This is a genomic window from Actinotalea ferrariae CF5-4, from assembly GCF_000603945.1.
GTDB classification, from domain to species: domain Bacteria; phylum Actinomycetota; class Actinomycetes; order Actinomycetales; family Cellulomonadaceae; genus Actinotalea; species Actinotalea ferrariae.
In genome coordinates, this window is the sequence record NZ_AXCW01000214.1 from 1 (window position 1) to 681 (window position 681).

1 protein-coding gene is annotated in these 681 nt (G+C 74.4%); it reads right to left on the reverse strand.

Going from position 1 to position 681, the window contains the following annotated elements; translation table 11 throughout:
• Positions 1 to 102 precede the first annotated feature (102 nt).
• A partial coding sequence (locus tag N866_RS14670; protein ID WP_034227666.1) for an MBL fold metallo-hydrolase RNA specificity domain-containing protein occupies positions 103 to 681 on the reverse strand: 579 nt, incomplete at its 5' end.

Sequence of the window (681 nt, forward strand, 5' to 3'; positions counted from 1 at the left end):
GGGCCTCCCGGGCCCGGGAGGCCCGGGCCGGTGTCGGCGCCCGTGATCGGTGCGGTCGTGCCGGGGCGGGGATGGCGGCGGCCCCGACGCCCCGCGCCGGGCTCAGGCCTCGACGACCACCGGGATGATCATCGGGCGTCGGCGCAGGCGGTTCGACACCCAGCGGCCCACCACCCGGCGCATCACCTGCTGGAGCTGGTGGTTGTCGGCGTTGCCGCCCATCGCCACCTCCTCCAGGGCCCGGGCGACCTCGGGCAGGACGTCGGCGAACACCGACTCGTCCTCGGCGAACCCCCGGGCGTGGATCTGCGGGCCGGCCACGACCTTGCCCGTGGCCGAGTCGACCACGGCGAAGATCGAGATGAAGCCCTCCTCGCCGAGGATCCGGCGGTCCTTGAGCTCCGCGTCGGTGATGGTGCCGACGCTGGAGCCGTCGACGTAGACGTAGCCGCACGGGACGGCCCCCACGACGGACGCCCGGCCGTCGACGAGGTCCACCACCACGCCGTCCTCCGCGAGCACGACCCGGTCGGCAGGGACCCCCGACCGCACCGCGATCGCACCGTTCGCGACGAGGTGACGCACCTCGCCGTGCACCGGCATGACGTTGCGCGGACGCAGGATGTTGTAGCAGTAGAGGAGCTCGCCGGCGCTCGCGTGGCCGGACACGTGGACGCGGGC